The organism is Paractinoplanes deccanensis, from assembly GCF_016862115.1.
Taxonomy (GTDB): Bacteria; Actinomycetota; Actinomycetes; order Mycobacteriales; family Micromonosporaceae; genus Actinoplanes; species Actinoplanes deccanensis.
The window spans coordinates 19,186-33,286 of sequence record NZ_BOMI01000002.1; the positions used below are offsets into that span (position 1 = coordinate 19,186).

Sequence of the window (14,101 nt, forward strand, 5' to 3'; positions counted from 1 at the left end):
ACGCGTCTCGGTTGGCGGCGTGGAAGACCTGCTGCCAAGGCCCGATCGCGGGTTCGACTGTCCCACACTCCTTCGGTGCGCACCTACCGCGAGATCTTCGCCCTGCCCGAGTTCCGGGTGCTGTTCCTCGCCCGATGCCTGACGATGGCGGCCATCTCGATCGGCAGCCTCGCGCTGGGCGCCACCACTTACGCGAGCACCGGATCGCCGCTCCTCACCGCGCTGGCGATGTTCGGCGGGCCGCTGATCACGTTGCTCGGCTCGGCCACCGTGCTCAGCGCGTCGGACTCGATGGGCCCACGCCGCGCGTCGACAATCATGCCGATCGCGTACGCGGCCGCGTTCCTCCTGCAGGCCCTGCCGCACCTGTCCTGGGGCTGGCGGTTCGCGATCCTCGCGATCCCGTTCCTCGCGGGCTCGGCGACCAGCGGCTCCACCATGCGGCTGCTGCACGACATCGTGCCGCCGGACGGTTTCGTCCTCGGCCGCGCGACCCTGAACATCGCGGTCGGCGTCATGCAGGTCGCCGGGTACGGGCTCGGCGGTTTCCTCCTCGCCTGGTGCACGCCGGCCACCCTCTTCCCCCTCGCGGCAGTGGCCGCCCTGGCGGCAGCGCTGAGCATTCGGCTCGGCGTCCGCGAACGGCCCGGCGTGGCCTCCGGCAAGGGACTGATGACGCGGACGCGGGAAGTGAACCGCGCGCTGCTCGGCTCGCCGGTGACCCGCCCGCTGTACCTGGCGATGTGGGTGCCCAACGGGCTGATCGTCGGCTGCGAGGCGCTGTTCGTTCCCCACGCGGGCCAGGCCGGCGCGGGCTACCTCTTCGCCGCCGCCGCGGCCGGCATGCTCCTCGGCGACGTCGTCATGGGCCGCTTCGTCCCGCCCCGCCACCGCGACCGGACCATCGAGCCGTTGCGGATGCTGCTGGCGCTGCCCTACCTCGGCTTCGCGTTCTCCCCGCCCCTGGCGGTCGCCCTGGTGCTCGCGTTCATCGCCTCGGCCGGCTACGCCGCCTCGCTGCCGCTGCAGGAGAGGCTGGTCGCCGCCACCGGCCCTCAGACAAGGGGCCAGGCGTTCGGCCTCTGCTCGACGGGCCTGATGGTGGGCCAGGCGGTCGGCGCGGCGGTCGGCGGCGCGCTCGCCACGGCAGTCGGCGCCACGCACGCCATAGTCGCCCTGGCAGCGACGTCAGCGGCCATCACGGCGGCGCTGACCCCAGCCCTGCAACGCTCCGCGCCGACGCGCGGCTCCACAGTGGTCACCAGGTGAGTTCCTCAAGTCCGTCGGCGCAGTGGCCAGACGATCCGGGCGTGCCGGCGCGGCTCCGGCCATCCGCAGCGCGGGGAGAGCTCGGGCTTGCTGATTGGGTGAGCGCCGCAACGGGTACGAATATCGCTGCCCGTACTCAGTCCGCACGGAGGCGGCATGAGCGCGACAAGTGGCGATCACGCATTGGACTATTCACGACGGCTCTACGCCAACGTGGTCGACTGGTACAAGGTCGCCGAGACCAAGGCGCAAGTGATCCTGTCCCTGGACGGGATCTTCATCTCGTTCCTGATCGGCTCCGTCCTTGCCACGAGCGCCGACGCGCGCGACGCGGTGAAGCAGTTCGCGTGGCACACCTGGATCGCGCTCGCGTTGCTGGCCGTCTCGCTCGCCGCGTCCGTGTTCAGCGCGGTGCGATGTCTCATCACGCGGGTCATGACGCCAACTGAGGCGCGAAAGAGGTACACCTCCGAGCCGGGTCAGGACAGGCCGGACGGGCAGATGCCCGAATCGCTCTGGTTCTTTCAGAGCATCGCCATGTTCGACGAGACGGTCTACTGCGAGAGTGCTCTCGGCGTGGATGCCGAGGCGGAGAAGGCCGCGCTCAACAACCAGATCTACCTGCTGTCGGGAAAGGTCCTGAAGAAACACAGATGGGTCAACCGCGGCTTCTTCTTCGCCGGCGCGGCGCTGATCTTCTTCCTTGCGGTGGGCCTGAGCTACCTGTGGCAGATCAGTTGACGCGGCACAGGCGGCAGTCCGACGCGGTGGCGCGATGGTGGCGTGCCCAGAGTCCGGCATCGCGCTCGGCGCGGCGAGCCGGAACGACGGCCAGCAGCAGGCGGCGCAGGAGGTGAAGGTTGGTGGGCAGCGCCGCGACGTCCGCCTCGCGGAGTCGTGGGTGGTCGACGACGAGTGCGCCGTCGCTCATGGTCACCAGTGCTCGGTACTGGCGCAGATCGTTCGGCCCGTCGGGCTGGAACAGCGTCTCGCCCGGGCGGCTGGGCCGGAGGACATGCCGCCCCTCCGGGTGGAGGTGCTCGAGGAACCATTCGAGGAAGGCGGTGCGTGCCGGCCCATGGGTGGGGTAGTGGTCCGCGGAGTGTGCCTGTCGCACGAGGCCGGCCAGGGTGCTGGAGCCCACCGCGATGAACGTCTTCGGGTCGCGGGGGATCTGCCAGCGCTCCCACGTGGGCCAGGTGCCGGGTGCCGTGGCGGGCCTCGGCAAACTCGGCGCCTGCTCCAGGAACGCGGTGTCGACACCCGCTCCGGTGAGGTGCTTGCGCAGCCACGATCGCTGGAAGTCGCCGGCGGTCTGCCAGGTGCAGACGAGTCCGTCGTATTCGCCGGGCGGCGGGGGCCGGTCGGCGCCGGGCAGGTTGTGGCAGACGTCGGCGATGAGCCTGATCTCGGCGAGGTGGCCGTCGGGATGCTTCGACCGGCCGGGGTTCGCCGCCAGGGCCCGTATCTCGATCATCGCGGCCGACAGCAGCACCGCGATGGCCGCGCGGCGCTGATCGTGAGACCACCCTCTGGGCGGCGGCCTTCGGCGCAGATGCACGAGGGAACGGTATCCGCCGGCGCCAGGGCGGAAATGGAAGGCGCCGATCCGGTCGGCGGGGGTACGGTGCGCCGATGGCGTCCACGTACCCGCCGCTGAACCTGGCTGTTCGCACGCCGAGGATCACGCTTGCCGCTGCCACCGACGCGATGCTGGAGCGGCTCGTGCCCGTGGTTCGGGCCGGCGTGGTGACCGAGGGTGGCCCCTTGCCGTTCGACGATCCGATGTCGCTGTACGAGCAGAGCCCGGCCCGCGAGTGGCAGTGGATGCGCCGCATCTGGTCGGGGCGTGCCCGCGTCGAGGCGGATTTCTGGCGCCTCTATTTCGTGGTGTGCGACGGCGGTGAGCCGGTCGGCATGCAGGATCTGATCGCCAACGACTTCGCCGATCTGGGCACCGTGCACACGTTCTCGTGGCTGGCTCCGGGGGTGCGCGGGCGCGGGCTGGGCAAGGAGTCCCGGGCGGCGATTCTGCACTTGGCCTTCGAGGGCTTCGGCGCCCGCGAGGCGTCCAGCGACGCTTTCATCGACAACGAGGCGTCCAACCGCGTCTCCGAGGCCGTCGGCTACACCCGCAACGGCACCGACTGGGCCACGCGCCGCGGCGAGCCGTGCCTGCTTCAGCGCTGGCGCCTGACCCGGGCCGCCTGGCAGGAGCGCCGCCGCACCGACATCACGTTGTCCGGTGTCGAGGAGTGCAAGCCGGTGCTGGGCCTGTAAGGGTCCTCCCCTTCGGAATTGGCCGTCGGCAGCCCGGCGCGGTGCGGGGAGCATGGGGGCATGCGGGTTCTGGGGCTGCTCGGCGGCATGAGCTGGGAATCGACCGACTACTACTATCAGCGGCTCAATCGTGGGGTGCGGGACCGGCTCGGCGGGCTCCACTCGGCGCACAGTGTGACCTACACCGTGGACTTCGCCGAGGTGGAGCGGATGCAGGTGGCGGGGGCCTGGGACGAGGCTGGTGTGTTCCTCGGCGAGTGTGCCCGCAAGCTGCAGAGCGCCGGCGCCGAGGGGCTCGTGCTCTGCACCAACACGATGCACCGGGTGGCGGGGGCGATCCAGGACGCGGTCGGCATTCCGCTGCTGCACATCGCGGACGGGACGGCGCAGGCGCTGCTCGACGACGGTGTGCGGGAGGTCGCCCTGCTGGGGACGCGCTACACGATGGAACAGGACTTCTATCGGGCGCGGCTGGAGGAGCGCGGCCTGCGCGTCACGGTTCCGGACGCCGCCGCGCGGGAGACGGTGCACCGGGTCATCTTCGAGGAGCTGTGCCAGGGGCTGGTTCTCGAGCGCTCACGCGAGGCGTACATCTCGATCCTGAAGGGTCTGCGGGCCGAAGCGGTGATCTTCGGGTGCACCGAGATCGGGCTGTTGCTCGACGAGAGTGACAGTCCGCTTCCCGTGTACGACACGACGCTGCTGCACGTCGAGGCGGCCTTGGACTGGGCGCTGTCAGAGGGCTAGCGACCGGTACCGGCTGCCGTGGAAGACCAGCGGCTGCACGGCCGGGTCGGCGTCCAGGTCGTGCACGCGCAGCAGGATGATGTCGTGGTCGCCGGCCGGGATCTCCCGTTCGATGCTGCAGTCGATCCAGGCGCTGGAGCCCTCCAGGAAGATCGCGCCGTCGTCGGTGGTGCGCCAGTCGAGCGACTCGAAGCGGTCGGCGTCCCGGGCGGCGAGCTGACGGCCGGCCTGTTCCTGGTGGGCGCCGAGCACGCTGACGCCGAGGCGGGCGGCGCGGCGCAGCGTCGGCCAGGTGGTGGAGGTGTGCGCGACGCAGACGGAGACCATCGGCGGGTCGAGTGACACCGAGACGAACGAGTTGGCCGCCAGGCCGCTGGGCTCGTCGTCGACGAGGGCGGCCACGACGGTGACGCCGGTGGGGAACGAACCGAAGACGCGCCGCAGGCGCTGCGGTGCCAGCGCGGACTGCATGGTCATGGGGTCTCCTGTCCGCCGGCGATCGCGAATCTCGGCATGCCCGGCGCGCCGGTGAGGGCGAGGTCGCGGATGAGGCGCCCGATCGCCGGGGTGAACTTGAATCCATGCCCCGAGAATCCGGCGGCAATCACCAGCGGCCCGCGCCGGTCGACGACGAAATCGGACGTCGGCGTGGTGGTGTAGGTGCAGCTGATCGGCGCGTCGCGGTCCGGGTCAACCCCGGGGATCCATTCGCGTACGTAGTCGCGCAGGCGCGCCGCCCGGCCGGGCTCGGCGGCGTAGTCGCGGGTGTCCGGGTCCACGACCGGCCCGTTCCCGTGGAAGCCCACCTTCACACCCTCGCCCGGCGTGAGCAGTCCGTACACCGCGGTGGCGCCGTGGTGATGGATGAAGCTGGGCCACGGCCCGGGGGCGACCGGCGCGAAGTGTGCCGGCTGCTCCTGGGTGACCCGCAGCGGCAGGAGCCCGGGCAGCAGCTTCGCCGTCCACGCACCGGCCGCCACGATCACGCGGCGTGCCCGCAGCGTCTCACCGGCGGTGACGACTTCGGCGAGGTCGTCACCCCGTACGGCAACCGAGGTGACCTCCGTCCCATGCTGGATCGTGGCGCCGTGCGCGGCGGCGGCCGCTTGCAGGGCGGCGACCGCCTTGTCGGCGTGCAGGCGGCCGCTCGACGGGTGGAAGAGGACGGGACCGGTGAAGCGCAGTCCCGGCCAGCGCGCCGTGGCCTCGGCGGCGGGCAGCCACCGGCCCGGCACGCCGGCCGCGGCCAGCGCGTTCGCGATCGGCTCGATCGATGCGCGGTCGCCGTGGTCGACGCCGCCGGTCAGCTCCAGCAGCGACGGGTCCAGCTCGCGCCAGAGCTCCAGCGCCTCGCGGGCCAGCCCGATGTAGTCGGGCTGCGCGTACGCCAGCCGGAAGATCCGGGAGGCGCCGTGCGAGGCGCCGCGGGTGTGCCCCGGCTCGAAGCGCTCCAGCAGCAGCACGCGGGCCCCGGCGCGGGCCAGCTGCCACGCGGCGGCGGAGCCCATCGCGCCGCCGCCCACGATGATCGCGTCCAGTGTCATGGCGTGATTCCCCCAGTTGTCGCGCAGGGTGATCCCGCAGGCCGTTGATCGACAATACGCCGAGCGCCGCGGCGCCCCTTGTCTAGACCGGCGTCTTCTCACCGGCCTCCACGGCGACCGGCAGCCTGTTCTCGGCGGGCGGCAGCGGGCACGTCGCGAACTCCGTGTACGCGCACGGCAGGTTCGTGGCGCGGTTGAAGTCGAGCACCACCGTGCCGTCGGCCGCGGGCGCGCCGATCGCCAGGCTCCGGTTCGCCGCGTACGTCGTCACGCCCGACGTCTCGTCGGTGAAGAGCGCGAAGAAGCCGCCCGGCGTGTGCCCGTTGAACACGGTCAGGGCGAGCGGGGTGCCCAGCGCCTCGAACTCGACGCGGCCTGGCGACTCGTACACGTGCTCCAGGCCCTCGACGGCCGCGCCCACCGTCACCTGCCGCGGCTCGTCGAACGCGACGTAGCGGCCGGTGATCTCCCACTTCTCGGTGTGCTCGTACGCGGGAGTGCCCCGATATCCGGTGAGCAGCGGATTGTCCGGGTGGCGCGGCCGGACGATGTCGAAGCCGCCGCGCCGGGCCACCTCGATCACGGCGTCGCCGAAGCCCGCGCTGACGCCGCCGCGCTCGGGCAGGACGCCGAAGCTGTGCCGCCCGGTCACCTCGGTGCCGTCGACGGTCAGCGACTCGCCCTCGGTGAGGTCGACCACTACGCCGCCGGGTCCGGTGCTCCACGCGCCCGGCGCGTCCGGGAAGCGGCGCGGCGTCTCGTCGAGGAAGTTCAGGCTGGTCACGGCCAGGAAGCCGTGGCGGTCGGCGCGCTTACGCTCGTGCTCGGCGTGCCAGGCGTCCCACAGATGCTTGGTCATGCAACGACCATAAGCCTACTTGCGCGGTAGGAGATAGGGGGTGTTAATCTCGATCACAGGTCATGAGCGCCAGCGTCAAGCCCCGGCTCGCTGGCCGGCAACCCTTGCGTTCGCGATGGGGTGCCCCGGGTGAGGACCAGGCTCGCGTCGACGACGACGGGAGCAAGCGCGGACCCGTGGCGGGTCCCCGACCCCGCGGAGGCACAACCATGTCCGACGAGCTCGACATCATCGGCGCCGACCTGACCGTCGACCTGCCCGACGGCCGTCACGTCCGCTTCGCCCACCTCGACTACGCGGCCTCGGCCCCGGCGGTGCGGGTCGCGGCCGACGCCGTGCGCGACCTGCTCCCGCTCTACGGCAGCGTGCACCGCGGCACGGGCCGTCGCTCCCAGAAGTCGACCCTCGAGTACGAGCGCGCCCGCGACATCGTCGCCGAGTTCCTCGGCTGTCGCCCCGGCGACGAAGTGATCTTCACTCGCAACACCACCGACGCGCTCAACCTGCTCGCCCGCTCGCTGCCGCCGGGCACCACCACGATCGTCTTCGACGGCGAGCACCACGCCAACCTGCTGCCCTGGCCGTCCCCGCTGCGCCTGCCGGCCCCCACCGATCCCGGCGCCGCCGTGGCGGCCGTCGCCGAGGCGCTTTCCTCGGTACGCGGCCCCGCGCTGCTCGCCGTGACCGGCGCGAGCAACGTCACGGGCGAGATCTGGCCCGTGCGCCGGCTCGCCGACGTGGCCCACGCGCACGGCGCCCGGGTCGTCGTCGACGCCGCCCAGCTGGCTCCCCACGTACCCCTGGATCTCGACGCTCTCGGCGCCGACTATCTCGCGCTGTCCGGGCACAAGCTCTACGCGCCGTTCGGCGCCGGCGTGCTGGCCGGCCGTCAGGACTGGCTCGACGAGGCCGAGCCCTACCTGTACGGCGGCGGCGCGAGCGCCACGGTCGGCGACTTCGCGGGCGACGTCACCTGGGCCACCGGACCCGCGCGCCACGAGGGCGGCACCCCCAACCTGATCGGCGCGGTCGCCCTCGGCGCGGTCTGCGACGCCCTGCTGCGCGCCGACCGCGCCGCCCTGCTCGAACACGAGCAGAACCTGCTCGCCGGCCTCGACGGCGTCTCCCTCTTCGGCGGCGCGGTGCCCCGCGTCGGCATCGTCTCGTTCGCCGTGCCCGACCCGGCCGGCGTCGCCGCGGTGCTGGGCCGCGACTACGGCATCGGCGTGCGCGCCGGCCAGTTCTGCGCCCATCCCCTCGTACGCCGCCTGACCGGCGCCGCCACCACCGCCGGCTGCGAGACGGCGCCCGGCCTGCTGCGCGCCAGCTTCGGCCTGGGCTCGACGGCCGAGGACGTCACCCGCCTGGTCGACGCCCTGCACGACCTCCGCCTGCTCTGACAACGGCGGAGCCCGCCCCGCGATGAGCGGGACGGGCTCCGGGAAGACGTCAGCGCTTCGGGGTGATCCGGGTCGGGTCGCCGCCGAGGCGGCCGGCGCCCGTGACCGGCTTGCCGTCGTTCGCCTTCACGCCGGCGGCGCTGGCCGTGCCGCCGAGGCGGACGATCATCGCGTCGGCGTCGCGGATCAAGGTGTCGCGGACGTCGGTGTCGGTGACCAGCTTCGCGTCCTTCACGAGGGTCTTGAAGGCGTTCAGCTCCTTGATGGCTCGGTCGTCCTTGCCGGCGGCCTCGGCCTTGCGAGCCTCGTCCAGCTTCTTGGACAGGTCCTTGTGCGCCTTGGCCGAGAGCCGGCTCGTCGCCTTGAACCGGTCCAGCAGGTTCTGCATGTCCCGGAACGAGGTGGTGACGTAGAACTGGACCGTCGTCGTCGTGCGGTTGCCCGCCTTGTCGGTCGCGGTCGCCGTCAGGTCGTGCAATCCGAGCGGCAGTTCGTACAGGGCCAGCAGAGTCCCGTTGGTGTACGCCTTGCCGTTCAGCGTCGCCGCGGTGCTCTGGACGCCCGAGGTCGGGTCGACCGCCTGCCACGAGATGCGCACGTCCTGGCTGTCGCCGTAGAGCTGTCCGTGCGCCACCCCGGCCACCAGCAGAGTCGGTTTGGTGCCGTCGATGCGCACCAGCGCCGACTTGAGGGTCTCCGCGTTGCCCGCCTTGTCGGTGGAGCGGTAGAGCAGCTCGTGCTCGCCGTCGCCGGAGATGTCGACGGGCGAGGTGTACGCGGTCCACGCGCCCCCGTCCAGCGACCACTCCAGCTTGCCGACCCCCGAGCCGGCGTCGGCCGCGGTGAGCGTGACCGGGATGGCCCCGGCGTGCCAGCCGTTGTCGTTCGGCGGGGCGAACGAGGCCGACGTCAGCGGCGCCGTGGTGTCGATCTTGACGGCGACCGACTTGGCCACCTCCACGTTGCCCGCCTTGTCCGTCGACCGGAACCGCACCTCGTGCGAGCCGTCACCGGTGACGACGACCGGGGCGGTGTAGGCCGTCCAGGCCGTCGCGTTGTCGACCTGGTACTCCGTCTTCTCCACGCCGGAGGCGTCCGTCGCGGTCAGGGTGACCGTGGCGTCCCCGGTGAGCCAGCCGTCGACCGGCGTGCCCGACACCGAAGCCGAAGTCACCGGGGCGGTGGTGTCGGCGTTGGCGGCGGTGAGACGGAAGTAGTCGAACGCCGCCGTCTTGGCAGCGGTCTGGTCGGTTCCGATGGTGTAGAGGCCCACCTTCGAGACGGCGGCGTTGGTCAGCGCCGGGAACGCCGTCCACGTCGTACCGTCGGCCGAGTAGGACGCCGTGTAGGTGTTGCCGGCCTTGGCCAGCCGCAGGTGCCACACCCCCGACGTCAGGTTGCCGGACTGAGGCTGCGGATCCTGCACCGCCGCCCCGATCTCGCTGCGGAACTCGATGCGCCGGCTCGCCGCCTGCCCCGCCTCGTTGTCGAGAACGTAGTCGAGCTTGACGTAGTTGTCGTCGTCGCCGTAGACGATCAGACCGGCCTGCTGGTACCGCTCGTTCAGCGCGCTGCCGTCGACCTTCGTCTCCACGGTCCAGTCGCCCGACGGCGCGTTCTGCAGGATGAAGTTCTTCGGCGCGGTGTTGCCCCCGCCGTAGATGTCACCGGCCGGCGTGTCGATCCGCAGGGAGCCGTCGGCGATCCGGTACGCCGTCGCGTCCTCCCGGACGACCGCGTTCCACCGGCACTTGTCGAGAGCCGCGCCGGTGAACTCGTCGGACGGCGTCACCGGCTCGGCCGGCTCGTCCGGCGTGATCTGGAACCAGTCGATCGCCGCGTCCACCACCGGCGCGGTGGTGCCGCCGTTGAGCGCGAACACGCCGACCCGCGGGTTCGTGATGCCGGCCAGCGCGGCCGCGCGGCCGACCGCCGTGAAGGTCTGCCCGTCGGCCGACGCCTGCGCCGTGAGGTTCGTGCCGTCGCTGATCAGGCGCAGGTAGAACGTGTCGCCGGCCGCCGCCGCCCGGCTGTCGCCGCTCTCGTTGCGCGGCGTGCCGGCCGTCTCGCGGATGAACTCCACGGTCCGGCTGCCGTTGAAGAGCAGATCCAGCTTGGCGTAGTTGTCGTCGTCGCCGTACACGATCAGACCGGCCTGCTGGTAGTTCGCGGTGACCGGCAGGGTGATCTTCGTGGTGGCCTGCCAGGCGCCGCTCGGCGCGGGCTGCACGACCAGGTTGGTCGCGTCGTTGCGGCTGCCGTAGAGGTCGCCCGCCATGGTGGGCAGCCGCAGCGATCCGCCGCCGACCGAGAAGGTCTGGTTCTCCCGGATCACCGACCAGCGCGTGCGGTTCAGGGCGTCGCCGGTGAAGTCGTCCGAGCGGGCCCCGAAGCACGCCGTGTTCGGCGCCTCCACCTTCACGGGCACATTGACGTACGCCTTGGCGCCCCGCTTGTCGGTCACGGTCAGGGTGGCCGTGAAGTTGCCGGGCGTGTTGTACGTGTGGGTCGCGTCCAGGGTGTCGGCCTTGCCGCCGTCACCGAAGTCCCAGGCGTACGTCAGCGGGGTGTCGTTCTCGGCGTCGGTCGCCGTGCCGTCGAAGGCGACGGTGACCGGGGCCGTGCCGCTCGCCGGCGTGGCGACCGCGCTGACCGTCGGCGGCGCGTTCTCGGTGACGCCCCGGCCCAGGAAGTCCATCCAGTTGATGTTGAACAGCGAGCCGGTGCCGCCGCCCGGGTCCTGGGCGACGAAGAACAGCGACTCGGTCTCGGTGGCGGTGACCGGAACCGTGACGTCGGTGTAGGTCTGCCATCCGCCGGTGCCCGGCACCGTGGCCGTGGCGAGCAGCGGCCCGTCGGCCGCGCCGGAGCGGATCTCGATCTGGCCGCCGTTCCCGGCCGAGGCGGCCCGGAAGCGGATGGCGTCGACGCCGGTCAGGCTGGCCGGGTCGAGCGACCACCAGTCGCCGTCCTCGATGAAGCCGATGTTCTGGCCGCCGCCGGCCGGGTCGCTGCCGGTCTCGCGTTGCACGCCCGCGTCGCCGCCGCCCGTGCTGCCGGCCACCCGGCCGGTCGCGGTGTAGTACTCGGCCTGCTTGCGCTTGGGCTGCAACTGCTCGATCGCCCGGCCGGTCAGCGCGGCCGCGCCGCCCTCGCCGCCGTCGTCGGTGTAGGTCGCCTCGAAGACCGCGAAGACGTCCGCCTCGGCGCCGTGCCCGGCCGCGAGCGCCGTCTGCACGGTGCCGGTGCAGCCGGTGTGCTGCTCCAGCGGGTGGGCGTGCTCGTCGTGGCCGAGCAGCACCTGCAACTGCACCCGGTCACACTCGATCGTGCCGTCCTCGGGGTCGGTCACCTTGATCGTGTACTTGACCTGGTCGCCCCACTCGAAGAAGCCGCCGTCCGGCGGGAACTCGATGGCGACCGTCGGCGCGGTGTTGCCGACCGTCACCGGCACGTTGGCCACCGCGGTGCGGCCCTTGGGGTTGGTCACGGTGAGCTGCGCGTTGTAGTTGCCGGCCTTGGTGTAGGTGTGCGTCGGGTTGGCCTCGTCCGAGGTGCCGCCGTCGCCGAAGGTCCAGGCGTAGGTCAGCGCGCCGCCGTCCGGGTCACGGGAGCCGGCGCTGGAGAACTCGGCCGTCAGCGGCACCGGGCCGGAGGTCGGGGTGGCACTGGCCGCCGCGATCGGAGCCCGGTCGCCGGCGACGTAGTCGATCCGGTAGACGCCGGAGTCGTCGTTGCTGCCACCGAACCCGCTGCCCCACTCGATCATGTAGAGCGCGCCGTCCGGGCCGAACTCGAAGTCCATCGGCCGGATGAAGCTCATCCCGGCCAGCAGCTGGTTGATGTCGACCAGCGACTTGCCGTCCTCGCTGACCTGCATCGTGTACATCTTCGACTGGTTCCACTCGCCGAACATGGCCTTGCCGTCGAAGTAGGCCGGCCACTTGCGGCCGGAGCTGAGCGCGGCGTCGTACCGGTAGACCGGCCCGCCCATCGGCGCGCCACCGCCACCGATCTCGGGGAAGCGCGGGTTGCCGCCGTAGTCGTAGTCCACAGTGGCCGCGATGGCCGGCGGCAGGTCGGTCAGGCCGGTGTTGTTCGGGGAGTCGTTCTTCGGCGCCGCGCAGTCGAACTTGGCGCCGCTGGGCCCGGACGGGAACTGATAGTCGTTGTACGCGTAGTTCGCGCCCGTGCAGTACGGCCAGCCGTAGTTGCCCGGCTTGCCGACGATGTTCCACTCCACGGTGCCCTCGGGGCCCCGGTTGGGGTTGGCGGTGCCCGCGTCGGGCCCGTAGTCGCCGACGTAGAGGGTGTTGGTCTTGGGGTCGACGCCGATCCGGAACGGGTTGCGGAAGCCCATCGCGTAGATCTCGGGCCGGGTCTTGGCGGTGCCGGGCGCGAACAGGTTGCCCGCCGGCACGGTGTAGGACCCGTCGTCCTCGGGGTGGATCCGCAGCACCTTGCCGCGCAGGTCGTTGGTGTTGCCCGACGAGCGCTGGGCGTCGTAGTCCTGCCGGCCGGCCCGCTCGTCGATCGGCGTGTACGCGTCCGACTCGAACGGGTTGGTGTTGTCGCCGGTGGCCAGGTAGAGGTTGCCGTCGCGGTCGAAGGTCATGCTGCCGCCGGCGTGGCAGCAGGTGTTGCGCTGCGTGCCGACCTCCAGGACCACCTTCTCGCTGGCCACGTCGATGCTGTCGCCGGTGACGGTGAAGCGGGACAGCAGGTTGCGCGGTGTCCCGTCGTTGCGGGCGTAGTAGAGGTAGACCCAGCCGTTGGTGGCGAAGTCGGGGTCGAGCCGGATGCCGATGAGCCCGTCCTCGTTGCCGGTGAAGACATCGAGGTCGACGGCGGTCACCGTACGGCCGGTGTCGGGCTTGATGATCTGCACGCGCCCGTCGCGCTCGACGTAGAAGACCCGGCCGTCCTTGGCGATGTCCAGCTCCATCGGGTTGCTGGTGTTGCCGTCCAGCGAGACCTTCTCGAAGCTCTCGGTCAGCGAGGCGCCGCAGTCGGCGTCGACCACCCCGGCCGCGGTCTGGATGCCGCCGAGCAGATGGGACAGGAACTGCGGATCGGCGTACGACTCGTTGGTGTGGCCGCCGCCGGTGTACCAGGCCCGGCCGCCGTCGTAGTCGCGGCACCAGGCCGTCGGGTGGTCGGCACCCATCGCGCCGGAGCCCGGGCTGTAGCTGCTCTCGTCGAGGCTGGCCAGCACGTGCACGTCGCCGCGCGGGTTGGTGCGGAAGTTGTACCACTCGTCGAAGCGCGACCAGCGGTCCGGCAGCGAGGCGGTGGACGCGTGGGCGTGGTCCTCGACCTTCACCGTGGCCTGCTGGTTGGCCGGGTGGTTGTTGAAGTAGGCGCCGACCAGCTCGCCGTACCAGGGCCAGCTGTACTCGGTGTCGGAGGCGGCGTGGATGCCGGCGTAGCCGCCGCCGGCCTGGATGTAGCGCTCGAAGGCCGCCTGCTGGCCCGCGTCGAGGACGTCGCCGGTGGTGGAGAGCCAGACGACCGCCCGGTACTTGGCCAGGTTGGCATCGGTGAAGGCGCCGCCGTCCTCGGTGGTGTCGACGGTGAACCCGTTGTCGGCGCCGAGCTTCTGGATGGCCGCGATGCCGGCCGGGATGGAGTCGTGCCGGAACCCGGCGGTCTTGGAGAAGACGAGCACGGAGTACGGCTCCGCGGCCGCGGCGTCCGGCGCCGCTTGAGCGGCCGGCGCGCTGATCAGGGTCACGGCCAGGACCGCGCAGGAGGAAAGAACGGCGGTGAGCACTTGTCGAAGGCGACGACGGGGCACAGAGTCTCCTTGTGTCCAGGTCGGTCCGGCCCGCCGAATAGCCATCCCGCATCGAAATTTGTTTACTCCTTGGACAAACAACTTCGGCCCTGTGCTTCGTTTCAAGCAAGAGTTCGCCATGTAACGGTTTGATAACCGAGGGTGTACGGTGGTCTATGTGCGAGAACGTCCAGATTGGAGCCGCGGGCTTCACTCGCCGACGGCG

General features: G+C 71.4%; 10 protein-coding genes and 1 riboswitch. Of the genes, 5 read left to right on the forward strand and 5 right to left on the reverse strand.

Going from position 1 to position 14,101, the window contains the following annotated elements; genetic code table 11:
- Positions 1–75: 75 nt before the first annotated feature.
- Positions 76–1,269, forward strand: coding sequence for an MFS transporter (locus Ade02nite_RS00205; protein ID WP_203759279.1), 1,194 nt, complete (start codon positions 76–78; stop codon positions 1,267–1,269).
- Between the two features lie 156 nt (positions 1,270–1,425).
- Positions 1,426–2,010 carry a Pycsar system effector family protein gene (locus tag Ade02nite_RS00210; protein WP_203759281.1) on the forward strand — a complete coding sequence of 195 codons (585 nt, stop codon included), beginning with the start codon at positions 1,426–1,428 and terminating at the stop codon, positions 2,008–2,010.
- Here Ade02nite_RS00210 and Ade02nite_RS00215 read toward each other — a convergent pair.
- Complete coding sequence (locus tag Ade02nite_RS00215) at positions 2,003–2,746, reverse strand: hypothetical protein (RefSeq protein ID WP_239168402.1); 744 nt, start codon at positions 2,744–2,746, stop codon at positions 2,003–2,005. The genes Ade02nite_RS00210 and Ade02nite_RS00215 overlap by 8 nt on opposite strands.
- Positions 2,747–2,904: 158 nt before the next feature.
- Between Ade02nite_RS00215 and Ade02nite_RS00220 the strand changes: the two genes are divergently transcribed.
- Positions 2,905–3,549 carry a GNAT family N-acetyltransferase gene (locus tag Ade02nite_RS00220; protein ID WP_203759283.1) on the forward strand — a complete coding sequence of 215 codons (645 nt, stop codon included), beginning with the start codon at positions 2,905–2,907 and terminating at the stop codon, positions 3,547–3,549.
- Between the two features lie 60 nt (positions 3,550–3,609).
- Positions 3,610–4,296: an aspartate/glutamate racemase family protein gene (locus Ade02nite_RS00225; RefSeq protein ID WP_203759285.1), complete on the forward strand. Its 687-nt coding sequence runs from the start codon at positions 3,610–3,612 to the stop codon at positions 4,294–4,296.
- On the opposite strand, the gene Ade02nite_RS00230 is transcribed toward Ade02nite_RS00225, so the two are convergent.
- The 3 genes from Ade02nite_RS00230 to Ade02nite_RS00240 all read right to left on the reverse strand — a co-directional run bounded on the left by Ade02nite_RS00230 (position 4,285) and on the right by Ade02nite_RS00240 (position 6,699).
- Positions 4,285–4,773: a flavin reductase family protein gene (locus Ade02nite_RS00230; protein ID WP_203759286.1), complete on the reverse strand. Its 489-nt coding sequence runs from the start codon at positions 4,771–4,773 to the stop codon at positions 4,285–4,287. The two genes, Ade02nite_RS00225 and Ade02nite_RS00230, sit on opposite strands and share 12 nt — an antisense overlap.
- On the reverse strand, positions 4,770–5,840 hold the full coding sequence (locus Ade02nite_RS00235) for an FAD-dependent oxidoreductase (RefSeq protein WP_203759288.1): 1,071 nt from the start codon (positions 5,838–5,840) through the stop codon (positions 4,770–4,772). Before Ade02nite_RS00235 ends, Ade02nite_RS00230 begins: the two co-directional genes overlap by 4 nt.
- Before the next feature lie 82 nt (positions 5,841–5,922).
- Positions 5,923–6,699 carry a DUF1684 domain-containing protein gene (locus Ade02nite_RS00240; protein WP_203759290.1) on the reverse strand — a complete coding sequence of 259 codons (777 nt, stop codon included), beginning with the start codon at positions 6,697–6,699 and terminating at the stop codon, positions 5,923–5,925.
- Between the two features lie 58 nt (positions 6,700–6,757).
- Positions 6,758–6,874, forward strand: a riboswitch (SAM riboswitch).
- Between the two features lie 34 nt (positions 6,875–6,908).
- On the opposite strand from Ade02nite_RS00240, the gene Ade02nite_RS00245 reads away from it, so the two are divergent.
- Positions 6,909–8,099, forward strand: a complete 1,191-nt coding sequence (locus Ade02nite_RS00245; protein WP_203759292.1) for an aminotransferase class V-fold PLP-dependent enzyme — start codon at positions 6,909–6,911, stop codon at positions 8,097–8,099.
- Positions 8,100–8,148: 49 nt separating this feature from the next.
- Here the strand turns inward: Ade02nite_RS00245 and Ade02nite_RS00250 are convergent, their stop codons facing one another.
- Entirely contained in the window at positions 8,149–13,941 is a 5,793-nt protein-coding gene (locus tag Ade02nite_RS00250; RefSeq protein ID WP_203759294.1) for a ThuA domain-containing protein, read from the reverse strand.
- Positions 13,942–14,101: the final 160 nt, after the last annotated feature.

Bases quoted from the DNA above. Each gene is read 5' to 3' on its own strand.
- Ade02nite_RS00210 (WP_203759281.1), top strand. From the start codon at position 1,426: ATGAGCGCGACAAGTGGCGATCACGCATTGGACTATTCACGACGGCTC.
- Ade02nite_RS00215 (WP_239168402.1), bottom strand. From the start codon at position 2,746: ATGATCGAGATACGGGCCCTGGCGGCGAACCCCGGCCGGTCGAAGCAT.
- Ade02nite_RS00220 (WP_203759283.1), top strand. From the start codon at position 2,905: ATGGCGTCCACGTACCCGCCGCTGAACCTGGCTGTTCGCACGCCGAGG.
- Ade02nite_RS00225 (WP_203759285.1), top strand. From the start codon at position 3,610: ATGCGGGTTCTGGGGCTGCTCGGCGGCATGAGCTGGGAATCGACCGAC.
- Ade02nite_RS00230 (WP_203759286.1), bottom strand. From the start codon at position 4,773: ATGACCATGCAGTCCGCGCTGGCACCGCAGCGCCTGCGGCGCGTCTTC.
- Ade02nite_RS00235 (WP_203759288.1), bottom strand. From the start codon at position 5,840: ATGACACTGGACGCGATCATCGTGGGCGGCGGCGCGATGGGCTCCGCC.
- Ade02nite_RS00240 (WP_203759290.1), bottom strand. From the start codon at position 6,699: ATGACCAAGCATCTGTGGGACGCCTGGCACGCCGAGCACGAGCGTAAG.
- Ade02nite_RS00245 (WP_203759292.1), top strand. From the start codon at position 6,909: ATGTCCGACGAGCTCGACATCATCGGCGCCGACCTGACCGTCGACCTG.
- Ade02nite_RS00250 (WP_203759294.1), bottom strand. From the start codon at position 13,941: ATGGCTATTCGGCGGGCCGGACCGACCTGGACACAAGGAGACTCTGTG.